We start from the raw sequence: 17,943 nt of genomic DNA on the forward strand, positions 1-17,943 counted from the left end.
GTCCCACTCCGCATTCGTTAAATCACCACGACCCATACGACCAGCCTGACGCCAACTACCCACCCACGTCAGGAGATCCGAGAAACAGTGCCTAAGAGTGCCGTCGGCGCTGACCCGCAATCCTCTCGAGGCTCGAGCCTTGAGGGGATTGCGGCAGCATTACCAGTGGACTCCGCGGCCGTTCGACAGCGTCCTGGTCAGCGGTGAGTCGCGGATACCGCCGCGTGTGCCTCCGCCCGCAGAACTTCGGCGTCGGGCTGTTCGCTTGCCCAGGCGACATGGCCGTCGGGGCGGATGAGTGCGGCACGCACGGTGGACCAGGCGGGGCGCGGGTCGGGCCGGTGGGCAGTGTGCGTGATCAGTTGGGCGGTGGAGGGCCGTGCCGGGGTGCCGGTGAAGTGCAGCAGGACGTGGCGGCCGGCCCGGAGCAGTGTGAAGAGGTCTGCGTTGTTGCCGAGTTCGAGGTTGGGTGCGCGGTGACCGGTCAGGGGGTGGTGGTGTGCGGGGGCCTGGTAGGTGACGGCCAGCGCGGAGAGCCGTTCGGCCAGGCGTCGGGAGAACTCGGGTACGGTGGCGATGAGTTGGCTCAGGAGTGTGCGCAGGTCTTGGCCCTCCGCCGAGTAGCCGTTCATCAGTGCCGTCTGGGCGCGGGTGTTGAGCAGTAGGTCGGCGCCGACCGGGTGGCGTTCGGTGTGGTAGCTGTCCAGGAGTCCGGCGGGGGCAGTGCCTGCCACGGTGGCGGCCAGTTTCCAGCCGAGGTTCGTGGCGTCCTGGATGCCGACGTTGAGGCCCACGCCTCCGGCCGGGTAGTGCATGTGCGCCGCGTCGCCCGCGAGGAGGACGCGGCCCCTGCGGTACTCGGCGGCCTGGCGGGTGGCGTTGCCGAATCGGGAGAGCCAGCTCGGGTCACGCATGCCGAAGTCGGTGCCGGCGATCCGGGTCACCTTGGCGCGCAGCCCGTCGAGGGTGAGTTCGCCGGGGTGGCCGGTGCCGTTGCTGTCGGGGTCACCGCCGACGATGCGGTGGATGCCGCCCGGCATCGGGACGATCATGACGCCGCCGGTCGGGCCTGACACGGACAGCACCGCTTCCTGTGGCGGGTTGTCCAGGACGACGTCGCCCAGGAAGCCCCAGGTGGTGGCGTCGTTACCGGGGAAGTCGATGCCCGCCGTTTCGCGCACGGTGCTTCGGGTGCCGTCGCAGCCGACGATGTAGTCGGCGCGCAGTGTGTACGGTCCGTCGGGGCCGGTTACCTTCACGCTCACCCCCTCTTCGTCCTGGGTAAGTCCGGTCACTTGGTGCCCGCGCCGGATTTTGGCTCCGGCCGCATGCGCGTGCTCCTCCAGTAGCTCCTCGGTGCGGGCCTGCGGCAGGGCGAGTGTGAAGGGGTAGGGGGTGTCGAGGACCCCGAAGTCCAACCGGTCGTCGAGCCCGCCGAAGTGGCCGCTGGGGATGCGCCGCCCCTCCGCGAGGAAGGACTCCTGCACACCCCGGGTGGCCAGGACCTCCAGTGTGCGCGGATGGATGGTGAGTGCCTTGGAGTGGGGGTCCCGCTGGCGGCGGGCTTCCAGGACGGTGACGGGTATCCCGCCCAGCCGCAGTTCGGCGGCCAGCCACAGCCCGGTGGGGCCGCCTCCTGCGATGACTACGTGTTCGTGCTCCATGGCAGCTCCTCAAGAACTCTCTTGGTCAGTGACCAAGACGGCGTGTGCCCAGTAGACTAGGTCGGTGACCAAGAAGCAAGCGGATGATCTCGCCCGTGCTCGGCTCGACCCCGGAGCGGTGGTGCGGGCGGCCCTGGAACTGCTGGAGGAGAAGGGCGCTGATGGGCTCTCGATCCGGGGCATCGCGGATCGGCTCGGCGTCCGGATGAACACGGTGCTCTGGCATGCCAAGACCAAGGCGCGGCTGTCGGAGCTGATGGCGGACGCGATCGTGTCCGGGGCGTCGGTGGACGGACTGCCCGAGCCCTGGGAACCACGGGTTCGCGAACTGCTGCACCGCTACCGCCGCGCCTTGCTGGCCCACCGGGACGGGGCCAGGATCGTGGCCGGTACCTACGCCGCAGAACCCGCCACCCTCCGCTTCGCCGACCTGATGACCGAGGCGCTGCTGGCCGGCGGGCTGAAGGAACGCGAGGCGGTCTGGACCGGCTGGAGCCTTGTCTACTTCACCTTGGGGCTGGCCCAGGAGGAACAGGCGCTTCCTGACGCGAGGGGCCCGGCGTTCGCACGAGGGCTGGACACGGGCGAATACCCCTCGCTGTCCCGAGCCGCCGCGTACTTCGAGGACACCTCCTTCGACGAGCGCTTCGACTACGGGCTCTCCCGCATCCTGGGGGTGTGAAACGGGTCGGCTCCCTACTCCTTGCGGTGCTGCCGGGCGTCACCGTCCTGGACCAGGGCCTCCCCTCCGCTCTCGCGGTGGCACAGCACCAGAACTGGGTCGACGCCCACACCGAGTACGCGGCCTATCCGACCTCACCCTGTTGCCCTCCCCGCAAAGATGGGCAGACCGCCAGGGGCCATCTCCGCACGTGCGGGGGCGCCACCACGGATGGGTGTCCTGGGCTGTCTTTGTGACTGCCGCCGTTTGCGGTCGTTGGATGAGGCGTGAGTGCTCCTCGCTCCTGGACGCCCGTCTGCAGCTACTGGCGCGCCGACTGGGCCCTTTGCCGGGCTTCGCGGACCCGTGCCACGGCTCTGCCAGCCCTGACCAGCAAACCCCGCCTCCGCCAGCCGCTGACAATCCCCTTGCGCCGAGCGGCTCAAGCCGCGTGCCGACCGACTCAAGAGGGACGCTGGGCAGCCCACGGACAAGTGGCGAGCCTGTGCGGTCAATTCGCCGGCGGGCAGCTGGGCTTGGTCGGTCACCGCGTCTGCCGAGCCGCGCGGCGAGACCCGGGACCGGGCCGACATGCCAGCCGCTGTTCGATCGAAGCCTGTCAGGAATCCAAGCGCGCCGGGCAGTGCGCCGCCTTGGCCGGCTCGCCGCGATCTCCTCAGGGGGAAGCGAGTCGGCGGAGCAGAGCAGGCGGTTCGTGGTGGTGGGGGGCCGGGATCCTGACGCGGACCAGACAGCAGCGGTCAACGTTTCGGGGCATCGCGGCTATCCTGCCGCCTACCGGCTCGCGCGCGGCCGGTCGGGGAGGCGATGTGATGACGCACCACACCCGTACGGGCGCCGCCACCCCCACCCCGTCGCCCCACGCCCCGCCCGGGGCTGTCCGGCGGCTCACCGACGCACTCGTCGCCCTGGGGCCATTCGCCGCGGCGCTCGTCGCCTACAAGGCGCTGCTCGACTACGCGCTGCCGGAGGACTGGTTCACTCTCTCCGTGCTCCGGTACCTGTTCGCCGGACTCTGCGCCCTGTGCCTGGGGTTGGTCCTGCGGATGGCGGTGCAGTGGCGGACGAGCCGGTCCGTCGAACAGGAACCGCCCACATCGCTCCTGCCCCCGGCGGAGGTCTCCGTTAGACGACTGGTCGACGACTCGGCGCACAGCGTGCTGGCCGAGTTCCGCGTGCTGTCACACCGTGGCGAGGATCTGGCCGGGTGGTCGCAGTACCTGGACGACCACCACGTACCACCTACCGCGATCGGCACCTCGTACGGGCTGCGCATGCTCGCGGCGTGCGACCTGCGCGAGCCGCGCGTGTGCAGGCGCCGGGTGCTCGACTCGCTGCTCGCGCTCCAGAAGACCGGCGGCGGCTGGGCGGCCAGTACGCAGCGGGACCGCGGTCGGCCCGAGGTCACCGCGTGGGTGTTGGCCGCGATGGTGCGCAGCGGTCTCGACGACGCGACGCGCGAGCAACTGACCGGCGTGCTGGAGGACATGCTCGATCCCGGCGAAGACCCGCTCGGCATGGAGTCCACCACAGTGCTCACGATCGTCGTAGCTGCGCTGGCCGAGATTGCGCCGCAGTCCCCCGGGCTGCTCCGTCTCCTCCACCGGCTGGCCGACGCAGCCCGACCCGGCGCGGCTGCGACGGGCGGCGGTACGGCCTCCTGGGGAGAGAGCCTGCACGCGACGGAGCCGTCCGCCGCGCACACTGCGCGTGCCACCCTGGCCCTGCACCGCGCGGCCGGAGCGCTGCCGGACGGTGGGCCCTTCGCCCGCGTGGCCGGGGCCGGACTCAGATGGCTGTGCGGGACAGACCTCGAACTGCGCCTCATGGACGAACAGGTGCGCCGACCCATGGCGGACGGAACCGTGGACGCCTTACTGGTAGGCCACTTCACCCCGGCATGGGTGACGAGGGCCCTGCTGCTGCCCGGCGCACCTGAGGCGCCCGAATTGCTGGCCACGACCGCACAATCCACCCTCGACTGCTTCAAGGATGGCACCTGGCGATGGCACGACGGCAGACAACCGATCTGGCTGGCTTACCAAGGGGCGGTGACGATGCGGGAGTACGCACTGCGGGCCACTCCACTTCCCCAGGGGCCAGGGGCCCTGTGAACACGCAGCGCCGCACCCTCACGGTCGTCAGCTGGAACCTGCACGAGGGGGTCGACGGTGCGAGCGGCGCCTTCGCGAACGGGGTGGGCCCCGCGGACCCGCGTACGACCGAGGAGGTGCTCGCCATGATCACCGAACGGAACGTGGACGTGGCCGCGTTCCAGGAGGTGGGCTTCGACCGGCACGGACACGCGGAACTGCTCGCCGAAGTGCGGCGGCGGACCCCGCTACGACACCTGGCGGCGCATCCGCTGCACGCCTCCTCGTTCACGCCGGGCCGCCGCAGCGGCGTAGCCGTGGCCAGTCGCTTCCCGCTGCGGAACATGGGACGGTACGTGCTGCCCAACCCGGGGCTTCGCGTCGTCCTGGACGGTCAGGAGATCCACAGCCACGACAAGGGCTACGTGCGCGTGACTGTCGACCTGGGCGAGGTCGAGGTCGATGTCGTGTCGCTGCACTCGTTCCCCTTCTACCTGTTCCGACGGGACGCGGCAGAGCCGGAGTTCAAGGACATCTGGCGCGCGCTCGCCGACGAGCTGGACCGGCCCGGCCGGCCGGGGCGGCTCCTGGTGTGCGGCGACTTCAACGCGAACGCTTCGGGTCTGCTGCTCGACACGCTGGGCGTCCCCCTGGCCAGCGCCTTTGACGGACGGCCCACTCAGCGGGATCGCAGCGTGGACGATGTCCTGCACTCTCCCGACTTGGTCCTCACCGAGTCGGTGACCGTCCCCAACTTCTCGGATCACCTGGCCTGTGTGGCCGTCTTCCAACTCCCCTACGAGGACGCGCGTTCGGGCTGCGGTGGTGGTCCCTGAACGGAGGTGGGTGGAGAGGGTGGGAGAACATCTGATGCGGGTGCGCGAACGCTTGGAGGCCACGCTGGGCGGCGATGTCCCAGAAGCGCGGCGGCTCGACGTGGCGCGAGCCACGGTGGCCGAACTGGCGGATGAACCAACCCTGCTGGGAATGCTCACCGAACTCGCGACCGGCGCGGAGACCACTGCCGCCTGCGCGCGGCGCTCGTACCGTGACACTTTGGGCTGCCAATGGCGACTGCTCCTCATCGACGGCGGGTACCCCTATACCCTTCGGCTGCACGCGTGGCGGGCATCCGGGCCGGACGAGAGGCTGGACATCCACAACCACCGTTCCGCGCTGGCTTCCGCGGTGGTGCGCGGTGAGCTGCGGTCCGATCTGTACGTGTCCGAGGGGCCGGGGGGCGGCTCCGCCGACGGCGGCGTCACGGTTACCGCGTATCGGGAGCAGTTGTCCGCGGACGGCGCCGACTGGCTGCTCCTGCACCGGGGATCGGCCCGCCTCCGGCTCGTTCACACGGTTCGCTACGTCGCGGGCGCGTCGTATGCGTTGGGCCCGCTCGCGCTGCACCGCGCCTGGTGCGATCCGGGCAGCGAGGCCCTGACGCTGTTCTTGGAAACGGGCACCGAACGCCGCCCGCACACGGACGTGTACAGCACTGTCGACCGCCACCCGACGGCGGTGCACAAGGCCGCCCTGACGCAGCACGAATTCCGCTCGGTACTGACGGCCCTGGCGGCATCCCTCACCGACACCGGTACCGCCCCGGCCGTGGGCGGACTCAGCGCGTGGTGAACGGGCGGGTGGGAAGAAATCCGCCGCGAAGCGGGCGGCATACGACCGGGCTCGGCACAGCGCTGCACCGCAGGTGGGGTGTCGTTGCCGGACCCGAGGCCCGAATGGGAGCTGGAACCGTCACTCCACGCCAAAACCGCATCGGGACCATGCAACGCTCGTCAATCGCGGATCAACCCCCGGTGCTACACGCTTTCAGGCGTGTCACCAGCATCGCGTGTACACCTCTGCGGAGTCGGGCCTCAGCGTACGACTTCGTCAGCGCAGGTTCTGGCGCAAGGGTCCCGGGGCCCGGAGGGCCTTTTCGATGTCTTCCAGCGACTTGTTGCGTGTCTCTGGGACCTTGAGCAGGACGAAGACCACGCACAGGACGTTCATGGCCGCATAGACGAAGAAGGTGCCCGAGCGGCCGATGGCGTTGATCGCGGTGAGTGCGGTGACCGCGATCAGCAGATCGAACCCCCAGACCGTCAGCGTGGCCAGGCTCGTCGCCGGTCCTCGCACGCTCAGCGGAAGGATTTCCGGGGCGATCAGCCACACGACCGACTGCATGCCGATCCCGTTGAAGAGGATGTAGGCGAACAGCGAGACGATGACCACCCAGTGCTGGCCCGTGGAGTCGCCCACAAGGAAGGCCACGCCCAGGACGGCCATGGAGAGCCCGGACAGCGGGATGAACACCAGCATCGTCCGGCGCCGCCCGATCGCGTCCACGGCGATCGCGCCGCTGATGCCCGCCACGACGAGCATCACTCCGATTCCGATCCCGGTCAGCAGAGCGATGGAGTCGCCGAACCCGGCATCCGACAGCATGGTCGGTGCGTAGTAGACGATCGCGTTGATGCCGGTGAGCTGGGAGAAGGCAGCAACGCCCAGAGCGACGACCAGGGCGGGGCGCACCCAGGGCTGCGCCATGGCGCGCCGGTTGCCCGGCGGTGCCGCGGTGGCGATGTCCCGGATGCCGGCGATCTCTGCCGCGACGTCTGCGCCCTGCGGACGCAGCCGTTGCAGGACCGCCTGCGCGTCGCCTGCGCGGTTGTTGTCCACGAGCCAGCGCGGGCTCTCCGGCAGCTTGACCATGCCAACGGCCAACACGACCGCGGGGAGGACGGCCAGCGCGAACATGATGCGCCATCCCCCGCTGCCGGCGAACAGCCAGCCACACAGGTAGGCGAGCAACTGGCCGATGGCGACCATGAGTTGAAACAGGACCATGAGCCGGCCCCGGATGGCGGCGGGCGCCACCTCCGCGATGTAGACGGGAACCATGTTCGATGCTCCGCCAACGGCCAGGCCCAGGACGAAGCGCGCCGCGACGAGCGTTTCCGTCCCAGGGGCCAGGGCGGCCCCCACAGCGCCCACCGCGAACACGGCGGCCACCCACATGACCACCCTGCGCCGTCCGAAACGACCCGCGAGACGTCCCGAGCCCAGGGCGCCGACCATGGCGCCGACCAGAATGACGCTGACCACGATCTCCTGCTCGCGTGAGGACAGATCGAGGTCCTGGCGCAGGTACAGCAGGGCGCCGGAGATGATGCCCGTGTCGTAGCCGAAGAGCAGGCCGCCGACGGCCGACACGGCAGCCACCGCATAGACCAGGGCCGGCTGACGGGTGGTGGCGGGCGGGGTTTTCGGCGCCGGCGTGATGACCTCAGGCATCGCCCATGACCAAGCCCTCGATGGTGTGCTTCTGCGTGATCGGCGTCAGCTCGTCGACGATGGGGCAGTCCAGGTGCCTGCGTACCCGCTCGGGCAGCGTCTTCCAGAAGGCGGAGGTCACGGCGGTGTCGTGACGGTCGCCGTTGTTCGCCTCGGGGCCGTCCACGCCCAGGATGAGCACGGGGCGGGGCTTCGCGGAATGGTTGGTGGTACCCCGGTGGATCGTCAGCGCGGTCCGGGCCGAGATGTCACCGCGCTGCGGATACTTGCGCACGGCCCGTTCCTCGTAGCGGCTGTAGAGGGACTTGGGCGGGAACATGCCGTGCTCGAAGTCCGGGCCGTCGTCCCACTGAGTGCCTGGTGCGATCTCGAAGGGGCCCATGTCCTCGGCCGTGTCGACCGTGGTCACGTTGATGGCCAGGGAGGTCAGGCGCCGCTCGCGCCGCGTCTCCTGCGGGATGGGGAAGTCGCGGTGCCAGGGCTGGTTCACGGCGCCTTCCAGGGGCACGTCGAAGCCCAGCTCCACGATGCGGTAGTCGGGGCCCAGCGTCGCGCTGCACAGCGAACGCACCCACGGGTGGTCCACCAGTTCCACGAAGCCCCTGATCTGCTCGGGGTGGATCTCCACGTAGAAGCGGTTCGGGCCGCGGCCCACGGCACCGTCCGGGCGCTGAAGCGCCTGCGCGAATGCCCTGTTCACATCCTCTCCGAGCTGGTCCGCCCACTCCTTCGTGAACGCCCCCTTCCGTGCCGTGATGCCCTCCGTGTACAGGCTCTCCACGTCCGCCGACACATCGATGTCCAGGTCGGCGACGGGGACGTCGGGGAAAGTGTGCACGCTCATGCTGCGCCTCCTTGCGCTGGATGACGCCGCTCATCCTGCAACGTTGATTGCAACGTGGCAATAGCCAGATTCGGATCTTGGTTTCGGTCGTCGCCGCATGCGAGGATGTGGGCTGTGAGCAGTCGTTTGAAGGACGTCGCCGCCCTCGCCGGTGTGTCACCCCGCACCGTTTCCAACGTGGTCAGCGGGTCTGTGCCCGTTGCCGAGGAGACGCGGACCCGGGTCCAGGCCGCTCTGGACCAGTTGGGCTACCGTCCCAACATCGCCGCGCGCAATCTGCGAGCCGGTCGAACCGGGCTCATCGGCCTGGCCATTCCCGAACTCCACTCGCCCTACTTCGGCGAACTCGCCAGCCTGATCGTCGATGCCGCCCAACAGCGCTCGTGGACCGTTGCCATCGACCAGACCTTCGGCGACCCCGAGGCAGAAAAACGCCTCCTGGAAGGCGCCGGTGACCGCCTGGTCGACGGACTCATCATCAGTCCGTGGTCGCTGGGTCCGGGCGAGCTGAAGGCCCGGTCCCGCGACGTACCGGTCGTCCTCCTGGGCGAGCAGCCGCCCCACGGGGCGGCCGACCGCGTCGCCGTCGACAACGTCCTCGCCGCAGACGAAGCCACGAGTCACCTGATCGAGTCCGGACGCAGACGCATCGCCGCGATCGGTCTGCAGCCCCACCTGCACAACGAGACGGCAAGGCAGCGTCTGGCCGGCTATCACCAGGCATTGCGGCGTGCCGGCCTGGCACCGGATTCCCGCCTGGAGAAAGCGGTGACCACCCTGCACCGCGCAGACGGCGCCACGGCCATGACGGCTCTCCTGAAGGAGCACACACGTCCCGACGCCATCTTCGCGTTCAGTGACGAACTCGCCCTTGGCGCCCTCCACGTCGCCCACCAGCAGGGCATCCGTATCCCCCAGGACATCGCCGTGGTGGGGTTCGACGGCATCGAGGACGGTCAGTATGCCAACCCGCCTCTGACCACCGTGGTCCCTGACAAGCGTCAAATCGCGGAACGAGCCCTGCAGTGCCTGGCAGATCGCATCTACAGTCCCGCAACCACCGTCCCACCACTGGACATAGTGATCCCGCACCGCCTCGAGAAACGTGCGACCAGCGGCCCTCCACGCACCGTCAGGTAGGACGCCTCGAACAAGGCACCCCAGGTATCCGTCTCCGGGGAGAGTTGTTCTTGCTGCCTCTGCTCCGCCGTTTTGCGCGGGACGCACCACCTCAGACGCGGATCGTTGCTGCGGCGCGGATCAGGTGGTCGACCACGTCGTTGAGGTCCCGGCCGTGCTGGTGAGCGGCCCGCTGGCGGTCGGCGCCGTTGCCTTGTGCACGCAGCAGTGCTTCCGCGTACTCAAGAGTCGGGAGGTCGCCCGAGGCCGTCAAGGCCGGGCGTACCGCGTCGAGAAGCCGGTCGAGCTGTGCCGAGGCGGGGGCGAGGCGGCCGGTGTGCGGGTTGACCGCTTGTCCGGACAGGCCGTCGCGCGCCGCTCGCCAGCACGCGGCGCGCAGCATCTCCGGCTGCGGCCGCGGAGCGGGGCGCGCATGGCGTACGGCCTCAAGGGCGCGGATGGCCAGGCCCTTCAGGACCGCGGCGAGCAGCAGTGTGTCCTCCACGGTCGGGCAGGCGTCGGCGACGCGGACCTCCAAGGTGGGCACATGATGGGACGGGCGGATGTCCCAGTAGAGGCCGCCCCGGTCCATGACGGTGCCCGATGCGATGAGGCCCTCGACCAGGTCGTCGAAGTGGGTACGGGACTCGAAGTGCGGAGGTGGTCCCGCCACCGGCCAGCGCCCCCAGGTCATGGTCCGCCAGCTCGCGTATCCGGTGTCCTGCCCGGCCCAGTACGGCGAGTTGGCGGTGAGCGCGATGAGGGCGGGAAGCCAAGGACGCAGGTGGTTGCTCAACCCCAGGGCGGTGGTCAGGTCGGGTACGCCGAGGTGGACGTGGCAGGCGCAGGCGCTCTGTTCGTCGTCCAGGGCGCGGAACATGGCGGCGCTTTTCGCGTAGCGGGGGCCTGGCGTCAAGGGCACGGGGGTGTCCTGGCCCAGGACAGGGGTGCCGCTGGAGATGATGCGCAGTCCGAACCGGGCCGCAGCCCGCGCCACCACGTGGCGTGCGGCGCGCAGTTGGTCGCCCAGGTCCGCCAGGCTGGTGTGGGGATCGGTGCGGATCTCGACCTGGTAGCGGGTGATCTCCGTGGTGACGCGAGCGCCCAGTTCGGTCGCCGCCTCGGCGACGACCTTGTCGGCCTCCGGGCTCACCTGCCGGGACGCGGGATCCACGAGCAGGTACTCCTCCTCGACCCCGATCGTCAGGGACGCGATCTCGTCCGCGCCCTCGCGACACTCCCCAACGCCGGTTGTCGGACCCTGCGTTGACGGGCGTGACCACTTTTGACTCTTCATAGTGAAGAGTCTGTCACTTATGGTGACCAGGCAGGCCGGAGTGGTCAGCCGCAGCCACGCGACCAGGTCGAGGGAGCACTCTGTGCCGGAAGCGACAGACGTCCTGGTCATCGGCGGCGGGCCCGCAGGCTCGACGGCCGCCGCGCTCCTGGCCCGCCAAGGGCTTGGGGTCACGCTCCTGGAGAGGGAACACTTCCCCCGCTACCACGTGGGCGAGTCACTCCTGCCGTCCCTGCTGCCGCTCCTCGACGTGATGGGGGCCAGGCAGCTGGTCGAAAGCCACGGCTTCGTCCGCAAGACGGGCGCCTTCTACGGCTGGGGCGGCGAGGAGTGGTCACTCGGCTTCGACGAGCCGGGCAGACCGTCCGCCTACAGCTTCCAGGTCGTCCGGTCCGAGTTCGACCACCTGCTCCTCCAGCACGCCCGGCGCCGGGGCGCCGACGTGCGCGAAGGAGTCTCCGTACGCCGCGTCCAGTGGGACGGCGACCGGGCCGCCACCGCCACATGGTCGACCGGTGAAGGGCAGTACGGCACCACGGCCTTCCGGCACGTCATCGACGCGAGCGGCAGGGCCGGCGTGCTCAGCGCCCGCCAGTTGCGCCACCGCAGGTTCCACGACGTGTTCCGCAACGTCGCGGCATGGGGCTACTGGCGCGATGCCCCGCCCCTGCCCCAGGCTCCCGCCGGGGCCATCGGCGTGTTCTCGCTGCCCGACAGCGGCTGGTTCTGGGCCATCCCCCTGCACGACGGCACTCTCAGCCTCGGCCTGGTCACCGACAAGCGTTCCTTCAACGAAGCACGCCGGCGCACGGGTTCCGTCGACGCCCTCTACCGGCAGGCCCTCAGCCGCTGCCCCGCGCTGGTGCGCTTGCTCGAAAACGCCCGACTCACCTCGGAGTTGAAGGTCGAAAGCGACTACTCGTACGTATCCCAACACTTCAGCGGGCCCGGATACTTCCTCGCCGGGGACGCCGCCTGCTTCCTCGACCCGCTGCTGTCCACCGGAGTCCACCTGGCCATGTACAGCGGCCTGCTCGCCTCGGCTTCCCTCACCAGCATCATGCAGGGGGACGTGGACGAGCCGGCCGCCCGCCGCTTCTACGACACCGCCTACCGTCACGCGTACGAGCGGCTGCTCCTGCTGGTCAGCGCGTTCTACCGGATCCACGACGGGCGGGATGCCTACTTCCACAAGGCCCAGACCCTGAGCCACCGCGACCAGAACGACCTGCGCCTGCACGAGTCCTTCCTCAACATCATCACCGGCGTCGATGACCTCCACGACGCCCAGCAGGACGCCGTGGGCTTCGTACAGCGCCGACTCACCGAGCCTCGTAACGGGCACCGCGCCCAAGGGCTCGGCGGCCACGGAACCAGCCACATGCTGCACCTGCCCAGCGACCCCGCCCACGCGACAGCGGGCCTCTACCTCGGCCTTGACCCCCACCCCCGGCTGCTCCGCGCGACGTGACACCCCCGCCACGGGGCGAGATGCCGCCATCCGCCGCGCGCAGCCGACCACGCTGAGACCGCCGTGCTTTCCACCGCTGCAAGTCCTGGGAGCTGCGTCGCCTCACCCGACGAAGGCACCGCCGCGAGTTCGGCCGGTTCACGCGCCACGGCCGGTTCACGCGCCCGGCCCACTCGCGCTGAGAGGACAACCGACGTCCACGCAACGAAATCGGCGCGGAGGTGAGGGAGCCCGCAGCGTCAGTTCCGCACCCCCATCCCCACCTTCGCGGCTCCGGTGAGTTTCGGTTCCCTGGCGGGGAACTCTGCTGCGCCTCCGGAAAAGAGCAGAAGGCCGCCCGGCGTCTCGGCCACCACGTCCGTATACCTGTCGCCGTTGATATCCAGCAGCGGCATGGTGGCGCTGATCGATTCCTCGCCGTAAGCCGTCGCATCGAAGGCGGTGGCCCGGGACGGGTCGGGGCCGGCACCGTCGGTCGCGCCGGGCAGCAGGGTGAAGCGGCCCGCCTTGTCCTCGCCCGGCGTGTTGACCACCAGGTCCGGATGCCCGTCGTCGTTCACGTCGCCGGTACCGGAGACCGCGCCGAACCTGTCCTTGCCCTGCGAATCGCCGGGGATGCCCGGGGTCTCCTGGCTGTACACCGTGGTGCGGCGGCCCGTACCGGGGCCGCCCGGCGCACCGTAGACAATGGAAAGCTGCCCCGGGTCAAGACCTTCGGCCGGCGACGCTTTGCCGCCTCCCCCGATGAGGAGGTCGGAGATGCCATCGCCGTTCACGTCACCGGCCAGCGGCGTCAGGACGCCGTCCTCGATGCTGTTGTCCAGGCCCTGGGGCGGGTCGGCCGGGACAGGCCCGTCAGAGCTGCCGCGGAAGTAGGCAGCGGCCGGGACCGGGTCTGAGCTCGGCTCCTCGTCGTCCGCATAGGGCGGACTGCCGGTGAAGAGCAGATCCTCGAAGCCGTCGCCGTCGAAGTCACCGGAGGTGGCTCCGCCTCCGGCGGCCTGCCAGTCCTGTCCCACCAGCCGCGTCGGGGCGCCGTCCCGGTCGAACGGGCCGTAAGCGATCCGCCCTGGAATCCGCTTCGGGTCCTTCTCCTGCGCCCCCTTGCCGCGGTCGATCAGGTCGAGGGCCCCGTCACCGTTGACATCGGCAACGGCCATCGCGAGGAATTGGCGCGGGGCGGCCACCGTCACCGGCTGGCCGAGGCCCTTCATCCCGCCGAACATGACCACCGCCTGGTAGGTGGCGTCCGGCTCGGCCTTCCGGCCCGGTCGCGTGGGTTCACGGGTGGCGCCCAGGTCCGTGAAACCGTCGCCGCCCAGGTCGCCGCGGAGCAACGGGCCGCTGTAGACGTCGCTGTAGCGCGTGGCGCGGGCCGCGTCCAGTCCGCTCTTCGAACCCGGTACGACGACTACGTGCCAAGCCCATGACCCGCCGGAGGCACGGTTCGCTTCAACGGTGACGAAGTCGTCGTAGCCGTCCTTGTCGAAGTCTCCGGTGCCGGACTCGCTGCGACCGTCGCGATCCCGGGGGGCCGGACGGCTCTCCCTCTCCCCTGAACCGATGGCTGCCCCGTCCCGACTCCCGTCGTTGCCTGTGCACCCCGTGAGCAGGAGGACTGCGCAGCCCAGCAGGGCGAGGGGGAATCGGGGTGCGAACACGTGGGCTCCTGACGCAGGGGTGGTGCCGGAGGAACCTGACGTGCCACGTGCCACGTGCCACAGCAGAGCCAAGATCCGGTGTCACGTACGCACCCGCGAGCTCCCCCACCGCCACTCCTGACGACCAGCACCCCGCGCTACTCAGATGTCGATGGCGCAAACCTGGTGTTCATCAGCCCGCGATGGCAATGCTCGAGGTTCCGCAATAACTCGGCAAGCAGAGCCCCCAGGGCCACCAGGGCCTGTCTCATGGACCCGTTCGTGAGATCGTCGTGTTCGTGTTCGTGATCGAGTCCTGGGTGATCAATGACGGCAGCCCTGCCCCAGTGGCATCCGAGACGGTGTTGGAGTCCCTCCGGTCGAGGATCGACAGCGGGCAGCTTGAGACGTGGCTGACCAGTTCGTCGGGACGGTCACTGGCCTTTGTGACGAACACCGAGCGCGCGATGGTGATACTGCTCGAAGACCAGGGCGATCCCGGCGAGCACGCCGTGGACCCCGGGGCTCAGGGATCGAGCGGCGGGTTCGTCCTCTCGAACGGGCAGGACGACGCGTACCCGGATGAGGACACCGTCCCCATCGGTGAGGCCTTCCGGCTCGTGAAGCAGATCGTTGCCACGGGCTCTTGGCCCGCGGACGCGCGGTGGGTGGTCGACCGCTGACCGCGGTTTGTCGCCGGGCCCAGATGCGGATCGCGGCGAGGTGGAGGGCGGCCTGGTGGGCGTTGGCAGGTTTGTCCGTCCGCATGGCCAGGCCACGCCACCTCGACGTCGAAAAGGTGCCGTCCAAAGCGCAGCTGATCAGCCGTTTGTGGGCAGTCCGGGCTCGCCGTCACAGCCATCCGTTGCGGCGGAAGGTCCGGTGGAGCAGAGTGCACGCGCCGGCCATCACGGCGAGGGCAAGGGGGTAACCATAGACCCATTGCAGTTCGGGCATGTGCTCGAAGTTCATGCCGTAGACGCCGGCGACGAGGGTGGGCAGGGCGAAGATGGCCGCCCAAGCGGAGATGGTCCGCATGTCGTCGTTCTGCCGGGCACCCACCTGGGCCAGATGGGCGTCGAGGACGGAGTTCAACAGGTCGTCCAGGGACCGGACTTCGGTATCCGTGCGGTGTACGTGATCAGCGACGTCCCTGAAGTACGGCAACGCCTCCTGAGACCAGCCGGAGAGCGGGCTCACGAAGTCCTGCACAACCGGCACCAGAGGCTGCACGGCGTCCCGGAATTCCAGCACCTCGCGCTTGAGGGAGTACACCTCTTCGATCACGTCCTCGCGTTCCGGGGAGAACACCCGGCGCTCCAAGTCGCTCAGATCACGGCGCACTTCCTCAGCGATGGCGGTGTAGGTGTCCACCGTCACGTCCAGGACGGCGTGCAGCACCGCCACCGGCCCCAGTGCCAGCATGGCAGGGGCACGATCGAGTCGGCGAGCGGCCTCCGCCGTGGGGTCCGCCGTCCCGTGGCAGACCGTGAGGACAAAGTTCGGGCCGAGGAAGATCATGGCTTCGCCGGATTCGACCTGCGAGGTCTCCTTGACGTACCGCAACGTCTTCAGCGCGACGGACAGCACCTCCCCATAGCGCTCACGCTTGGGCCGCTGGTGCGCCTGGACGGCGTCTTCGACCGCCAAGGGGTGCAGGCCCAGCTCCTCGGCCAGCGCCTCCACCTCTTGGGCGGAAGGATCAGCCAGGCGTATCCACGCGAACGCTTCCTTGGGCGCATCCCGTAGCCGCTTCAACGCGCTTGTTCCGTTTTTCACCGTTTGCGGTGTCCGCCGGGCGCCGTCGCTTCCATAGATCACACATTCCATGCCTAGCCACCTGCGCACCACGCGCCGATTCATGCTTCCCATCTGCCCGAGAGCCTCAGAACTCCGGGGAGCCCAGCAGGGCAGGTGGCGACTGTGCGGTCGCGTCGTCCGAGCGCGGCTTCTCCAGCAGGCCAACGTGCAGCTGGTCCCCTACGCCCGCCTCGCTCCAGGCGGCCAACCGCCTCCAGCAGGTACTGCCCGGGCCGAGCCGCCGCGCCAACAGGCACACGATCAACCGCGTTGGCCAGAAGCAGTCAGGCGCGCTCGGGCCAGATCGGGCCTTCGTCGGTCCAGGTGACGCCCTTGTTGTGGCACAGGCAGAAGGGATGACCCACCGGATCGGTGTAGACCCGCCAGCCGTAGCCTTCGGGACCGATGAAGTCCTGCACCAGGGTCGCGCCGAGTCCGAGGATGCGGCGCTCCTCGGACTCGATGTCATCCACTTCGAAGTCCAGGTGGAACTGCTTGGGGTGCGCGCGCTCGTCCCACCGCGGGGGACGGTAGTCGTCCACCCGCTGGAAGGCGAGCTCGATCTCCCCGAACTTGATGCCGGCCCAGTTCTCGTCGCTGTCCTCCTTGATGGCGCGGCCCGTCACCTCGGAGTAGAAGGCCGCCAGCTTCATCGGGTCCGGGCAGTCGATGATGAAATCGGTGAGTCGCAACATTCCACGATCTTGGCACAGGTTCGAAATCGCCCGGTGGCCGCGCGCTTTTCGGGGCCGTGGGTCTCGCGCTATCCGGTATCCGAATTGACGTTGCGTCGCCGTCCGATGCGACCGCCCCGAAGGCGGGTCCGGTTCACGGTCCGCGCCAGAGATTGGCGTAGGCCGCGTTCTCGATGGTCCGCCTCTGACGTACGGCCTCCAGCTCCATCACCGCGTCGTGAACGGCGGCCAGCACGGTTGTCACCGCCTCGTCATCGAGACCCGCCTCATCGTCGGCTGGTACGGCGTCCAGGCCCACGACCGAGGCGAGGGCGGCCAGGACGGGCTCCCTCTCCTTCCAGCGCTCGCCCGCACGGCGGCGCGCGGGCGTATCGACCGGCTCCACGCGTTTCGAGCCGAAGGGCAGCCGGCCTCTGTGCTGCGGCTTCAGCTCACCGCTCTCCTCCAAGTCGGCCTGATACGCGGCCGCAAGGTCGCGACCCCGACGCCAGAGCCAGTCCTCGATCCGCTCGTAGGGCGCCTGCCGAGTGAGCCCTGCCGCAGCCTCGTTCATGAACCGATCGTCCGACGCCGGCTGCCCACCCGGCACGATGCACTCGCCGTCCACGGCGACCGCCCCCGCACCGACGAGATCGATCAGCTCGGCTCCCGCGAGTGCGAGGGACAGGTCGCCCTGCCCCACGGAATGCTTCAGATCCATGACGATGATGAACAGGTCTTTCGCCGTGGTCATCAACGGCTCCCCTCGAAGACATCGGCAAAGGCGCCACTCCACCAACGGGCCCGCGTCCAAGGCCGGCCCGGTAGCGGGGCGACTGTCACGATCAGTATCGCCCAGTCCGCGGCCGAAGCCTTTCGCAAGACGGCGGAAGTTTCTGCCGACGACGTCCACACGAGGATCTTCGCTGTCCTGCGCCCCGGTCCGCTTCGTCCACCCGTCCGTCGAGCGGCTGCCAACGGTCGACGAGAACAAGATCAGCGCAGGGACTCGCAGGGGCGAGCCGGCATCGCCGGTTCATGGCAGCGCTTCGATCCGCTCTTGGTGCTCCTCGCCCCATTCCCCGAGGGGCGTGAGAGCGGTGACAAGGGATCGGCCGAAGTCGGTCAGCGAGTACTCGACCTTGGGCGGCACCTGCTCGTACACCTCGCGGTGCACCAGACCGGCCGCCTCCAGTTCGCGCAACTGCAGGGTGAGCATGCGCTCGCTGATCCCCACCACGGCCCGCCGCAACTGCCCGAAGCGCAGCGACTCCTCCTCTCCGAGCCAGAAGAGAATCAGTCCCTTCCACTTCCCGCCCATGACGGCAATGGCGGCATCGAACCCACAGGTGTACTTCGCCACGC

The 17,943-nt window shown here is 69.3% G+C and carries 16 protein-coding genes and 1 pseudogene; 7 read left to right on the forward strand and 10 right to left on the reverse strand.

The window, feature by feature from the left end; translation table 11 throughout:
- Nucleotides 1–197: 197 nt before the first annotated feature.
- Nucleotides 198–1,664, reverse strand: a complete 1,467-nt coding sequence (locus ACWFRU_RS04360; RefSeq protein ID WP_453684549.1) for an FAD-dependent monooxygenase — start codon at nucleotides 1,662–1,664, stop codon at nucleotides 198–200.
- A gap of 64 nt (nucleotides 1,665–1,728) precedes the next feature.
- Here ACWFRU_RS04360 and ACWFRU_RS04365 point away from each other — a divergent pair, with 64 nt between their 5' ends.
- From ACWFRU_RS04365 to ACWFRU_RS04380, 4 genes are all read left to right on the forward strand, one after another.
- A complete protein-coding gene (locus ACWFRU_RS04365) occupies nucleotides 1,729–2,346 on the forward strand; it encodes a TetR/AcrR family transcriptional regulator C-terminal domain-containing protein (protein WP_453684551.1) in 618 nt (205 codons plus the stop codon).
- 812 nt (nucleotides 2,347–3,158) lie between these two features.
- Nucleotides 3,159–4,460, forward strand: coding sequence for a hypothetical protein (locus ACWFRU_RS04370; RefSeq protein WP_453684553.1), 1,302 nt, complete (start codon nucleotides 3,159–3,161; stop codon nucleotides 4,458–4,460).
- Nucleotides 4,457–5,275 (forward strand): endonuclease/exonuclease/phosphatase family protein, encoded by an 819-nt coding sequence (locus ACWFRU_RS04375; RefSeq protein WP_453684555.1) that lies wholly within the window; start codon nucleotides 4,457–4,459, stop codon nucleotides 5,273–5,275. Before ACWFRU_RS04370 ends, ACWFRU_RS04375 begins: the two co-directional genes overlap by 4 nt.
- 19 nt (nucleotides 5,276–5,294) lie before the next feature.
- Nucleotides 5,295–6,071 carry a hypothetical protein gene (locus ACWFRU_RS04380; protein ID WP_453684557.1) on the forward strand — a complete coding sequence of 259 codons (777 nt, stop codon included), beginning with the start codon at nucleotides 5,295–5,297 and terminating at the stop codon, nucleotides 6,069–6,071.
- Nucleotides 6,072–6,329: 258 nt separating this feature from the next.
- Here ACWFRU_RS04380 and ACWFRU_RS04385 read toward each other — a convergent pair whose 3' ends face one another.
- Nucleotides 6,330–7,733 carry a sugar porter family MFS transporter gene (locus ACWFRU_RS04385; protein ID WP_453684559.1) on the reverse strand — a complete coding sequence of 468 codons (1,404 nt, stop codon included), beginning with the start codon at nucleotides 7,731–7,733 and terminating at the stop codon, nucleotides 6,330–6,332.
- The gene (locus ACWFRU_RS04390) at nucleotides 7,726–8,577 is read right to left on the reverse strand and encodes a phytanoyl-CoA dioxygenase family protein (protein ID WP_453684561.1); all 852 of its coding nucleotides are present in this window, start codon (nucleotides 8,575–8,577) and stop codon (nucleotides 7,726–7,728) included. The genes ACWFRU_RS04385 and ACWFRU_RS04390 overlap by 8 nt, the downstream gene beginning before the upstream one ends.
- 114 nt (nucleotides 8,578–8,691) lie before the next feature.
- On the opposite strand from ACWFRU_RS04390, the gene ACWFRU_RS04395 reads away from it, so the two are divergent.
- Nucleotides 8,692–9,717, forward strand: a complete 1,026-nt coding sequence (locus ACWFRU_RS04395; RefSeq protein WP_453684563.1) for a LacI family DNA-binding transcriptional regulator — start codon at nucleotides 8,692–8,694, stop codon at nucleotides 9,715–9,717.
- Nucleotides 9,718–9,808: 91 nt separating this feature from the next.
- Here ACWFRU_RS04395 and ACWFRU_RS04400 read toward each other — a convergent pair whose 3' ends face one another.
- A complete protein-coding gene (locus tag ACWFRU_RS04400) occupies nucleotides 9,809–10,993 on the reverse strand; it encodes a carboxylate-amine ligase (protein WP_453684565.1) in 1,185 nt (394 codons plus the stop codon).
- An 82-nt stretch (nucleotides 10,994–11,075) separates the two neighbouring features.
- Here ACWFRU_RS04400 and ACWFRU_RS04405 point away from each other — a divergent pair, with 82 nt between their 5' ends.
- Entirely contained in the window at nucleotides 11,076–12,464 is a 1,389-nt protein-coding gene (locus tag ACWFRU_RS04405) for an NAD(P)/FAD-dependent oxidoreductase (RefSeq protein WP_453684567.1), read from the forward strand.
- A 239-nt stretch (nucleotides 12,465–12,703) separates the two neighbouring features.
- On the opposite strand, the gene ACWFRU_RS04410 is transcribed toward ACWFRU_RS04405, so the two are convergent.
- Nucleotides 12,704–14,125 (reverse strand): FG-GAP repeat protein, encoded by a 1,422-nt coding sequence (locus tag ACWFRU_RS04410; RefSeq protein ID WP_453684569.1) that lies wholly within the window; start codon nucleotides 14,123–14,125, stop codon nucleotides 12,704–12,706.
- A gap of 278 nt (nucleotides 14,126–14,403) precedes the next feature.
- Here ACWFRU_RS04410 and ACWFRU_RS04415 point away from each other — a divergent pair, with 278 nt between their 5' ends.
- Nucleotides 14,404–14,787: a hypothetical protein gene (locus ACWFRU_RS04415; RefSeq protein WP_453684571.1), complete on the forward strand. Its 384-nt coding sequence runs from the start codon at nucleotides 14,404–14,406 to the stop codon at nucleotides 14,785–14,787.
- A 1-nt stretch (nucleotide 14,788) separates the two neighbouring features.
- On the opposite strand, the pseudogene ACWFRU_RS04420 reads toward ACWFRU_RS04415, so the two are convergent.
- From ACWFRU_RS04420 to ACWFRU_RS04440, 5 genes and pseudogenes are all read right to left on the reverse strand, one after another.
- A pseudogene (locus ACWFRU_RS04420) lies at nucleotides 14,789–14,890 on the reverse strand (IS5/IS1182 family transposase); the annotation flags it as partial.
- A 66-nt stretch (nucleotides 14,891–14,956) separates the two neighbouring features.
- Nucleotides 14,957–15,967 carry a magnesium and cobalt transport protein CorA gene (locus tag ACWFRU_RS04425; protein ID WP_453684573.1) on the reverse strand — a complete coding sequence of 337 codons (1,011 nt, stop codon included), beginning with the start codon at nucleotides 15,965–15,967 and terminating at the stop codon, nucleotides 14,957–14,959.
- Nucleotides 15,968–16,188: 221 nt separating this feature from the next.
- Nucleotides 16,189–16,599 carry a VOC family protein gene (locus ACWFRU_RS04430; protein WP_453684575.1) on the reverse strand — a complete coding sequence of 137 codons (411 nt, stop codon included), beginning with the start codon at nucleotides 16,597–16,599 and terminating at the stop codon, nucleotides 16,189–16,191.
- Between the two features lie 133 nt (nucleotides 16,600–16,732).
- Complete coding sequence (locus ACWFRU_RS04435; RefSeq protein ID WP_453684576.1) at nucleotides 16,733–17,332, reverse strand: GOLPH3/VPS74 family protein; 600 nt, start codon at nucleotides 17,330–17,332, stop codon at nucleotides 16,733–16,735.
- 282 nt (nucleotides 17,333–17,614) lie between these two features.
- A complete protein-coding gene (locus ACWFRU_RS04440; RefSeq protein WP_453684577.1) occupies nucleotides 17,615–17,941 on the reverse strand; it encodes a winged helix-turn-helix transcriptional regulator in 327 nt (108 codons plus the stop codon).
- Nucleotides 17,942–17,943: the final 2 nt, after the last annotated feature.

The organism is Streptomyces sp. NPDC055099, assembly GCF_053607685.1.